The 2,621-nt window shown below is 65.6% G+C and carries 2 protein-coding genes; both read left to right on the top strand.

The window, feature by feature from the left end; all coding sequences use genetic code 11:
• The first annotated feature begins 255 nt into the window (after positions 1-255).
• A complete protein-coding gene (gene ftsZ, locus AC1VAN_RS17990; protein ID WP_480986356.1) occupies positions 256-1,491 on the top strand; it encodes a cell division protein FtsZ in 1,236 nt (411 codons plus the stop codon).
• A 171-nt stretch (positions 1,492-1,662) separates the two neighbouring features.
• Positions 1,663-2,574 carry a UDP-3-O-acyl-N-acetylglucosamine deacetylase gene (gene lpxC, locus AC1VAN_RS17985; protein ID WP_025876575.1) on the top strand — a complete coding sequence of 304 codons (912 nt, stop codon included), beginning with the start codon at positions 1,663-1,665 and terminating at the stop codon, positions 2,572-2,574.
• The last annotated feature ends 47 nt before the right edge of the window (positions 2,575-2,621 follow it).

Genomic DNA, 2,621 nt, shown 5'->3' with positions numbered 1-2,621 from the left:
GATCGAGCATCCGCGCCGGCCGTCGCTGCCGACCGGCCGCGCCGGAAGCATGTTCAAGAAACTCAAGACCTGGTTCCGCGGCGAATTCTGACGCGGCACCTGTACCACCCGGGCGCAGCCCGGCTGCAACACCGGCAACACGACGCTACACCGGCAACACACATAACCCACACAGCCGCAACGACGGCATGCAGCACGAAGGCAGGACGCCCGAACGCCCATGCAATCGAAAGCGGATACAACGAGGACACGGACATGGCGCATTTTGAACTGATCGAAAAGATGGCACCCAATGCGGTGATCAAGGTGGTTGGCGTGGGCGGCGGCGGCGGCAATGCCGTGGCGCACATGGTCAACTCGGCAGTGGATGGCGTGGAATTCATCACTGCCAACACCGACTCGCAGGCCATCAAGAATTGTGGTGCCAAGCTGCAGCTGCAGCTGGGTACCAATGTCACCAAGGGCCTGGGCGCAGGCGCGAATCCGGAAGTCGGCCGCCAGGCTGCGCTGGAAGACCGTGAGCGCATCATGGACGCGCTGCAGGGCGCGGACATGGTGTTCATCACCGCTGGCATGGGCGGTGGCACCGGTACCGGCGCTGCGCCGGTGGTGGCACAGCTGGCCAAGGAAATGGGCATCCTGACCGTGGCCGTGGTCACCAAGCCGTTCCCGTTCGAAGGCCGCCGCCGCATGCAGGTCGCGCTGAAGGGCATTGAAGAACTGAGCCAGCACTGCGACTCGCTGATCACCATCCCCAACGAGAAGCTGATCACCGTGCTGGGTCGCAACGCGACCATGATCCAGGCCTTCCGTGCCGCCAACGACGTGCTGCAGGGCGCCGTGCAGGGCATCGCCGACCTGATCGTGCGTCCGGGCCTGATCAACGTCGACTTCGCCGACGTGCGCACCRTCATGTCCGAAATGGGCCTGGCGATGATGGGTACCGGTACCGCCCGCGGCGATGACCGCGCGCAGGCCGCGGCCGAGTCGGCCATCCAGAACCCGCTGCTGGACGATGTGAACCTGGCTGGCGCCAACGGCATCCTGGTCAACATCACCGCCGGTGCCGACTTCACCATGGCCGAGTTCGACGAGATCGGCCGCACCATCGACGGCTTCGCTTCGGAAGACGCGACCGTGGTGGTGGGTACCGTGCTCGATCCGGACATGCAGGACGAAGTGCGCGTGACCGTGGTCGCCACGGGCCTGAACCGCGTCTCGGCCAGCAAGACCCAGCGTCCGGGCGAGCGTGCACCGATCAAGCTGGTCCGCAACGCCACCACCGGCCAGCCGGAGTTCGGCGAGTTCGACAACGGCGGCGATGCGGTGTCCAAGGCCGTCGGCGGCATGGGCCTGGGTCTGCGTCGTGCCAGCAGCGACAGCGTGGCAGCTTCCACCCCGTCGGCTCCGGCCTCCTCGGCCCCGGCCGCGGCGGAACTGCCGAACGATTACCTGGACATCCCGGCGTTCCTGCGCCGCCAGGCGGACTGATCGACGCTGCCCGGGGCTTGTCCCCCCCGGGTTGCGCCACCATGTCCTGAAAACGCGGGCGCCGGGCCAGGATGGGCCCGGCCGCCCTGCTTCACGCGCGTCCCACCGGCGTTTCAGCCGGGGTAGGGGACCCTGCGTGTTAATCTACTGTGTCACTTCCGGTCGTCCCCCATGATCCAGCAACGCACCCTCAAGAACACGATCCGCGCCACCGGTGTAGGCCTGCACAGCGGCGACAAGGTCTACATGACCCTGCGCCCGGCGCCGGTCAACCATGGCATCGTGTTCCGGCGCGTGGACCTGGACCCGGTAGTGGAAGTGCCTGCGAAGGCCGAACTGGTCACCGAAGTGACCCTGTGCACCGGCCTGACCTGCAACGACGCCAAGATCCAGACCGTCGAGCACCTGATGTCGGCCCTGGCCGGCCTGGGTGTGGACAACATCATCGTCGAACTGTCCTCGGCCGAGCTGCCGATCATGGACGGTTCGTCCGGCCCGTTCGTGTTCCTGCTGCAGTCGGCAGGCATCGTCGAACAGGATGCGCCCAAGCGCTTCATCCGCGTGCTGAAGACCGTGGAAGTGACCGAGGGCGACAAGATGGCCCGCTTTACCCCGTACGAGGGGTACAAGCTGGGCTTCACCATCCAGTTCGACCACCCGATGATCCCGGCCAAGCAGTCGCGCCAGGAAATCGAGTTCTCGACGATGGCCTACACCAAGGAAATCTCCCGCGCGCGCACCTTCGGCTTCATGCGCGACCTGGAATACATGCGCGAGCGCAATCTCGGCCTGGGCGGTTCGATGGACAACGCCATCGTGCTCGACGAGTTCCGCGTGCTCAACGAAGACGGCCTGCGCTACGCCGACGAATTCGTGCGCCACAAGATTCTTGACGCGATCGGCGACCTCTATCTGGCCGGCGGCCAGGTGCTGGGTGCCTACGAGGGCTTCAAGTCCGGCCACGCGCTCAACAACAAGCTGGTGCGGGCGCTGATGGCCGATGCCACCGCCTGGGAATGGGTCACTTACGACTCGCCGGCCGTGCCGGACCCGGTGGTGTACGCCACGCCGGCCTATGCCTGATTTCACAAGCTGTTGAATTTCAATGCAAAAACGCCGCCTTCCAGGGC

This window comes from Stenotrophomonas sp. 05L44_2, assembly GCF_056665995.1.
This window is presented reverse-complemented; position numbering and strand designations above follow the sequence as displayed.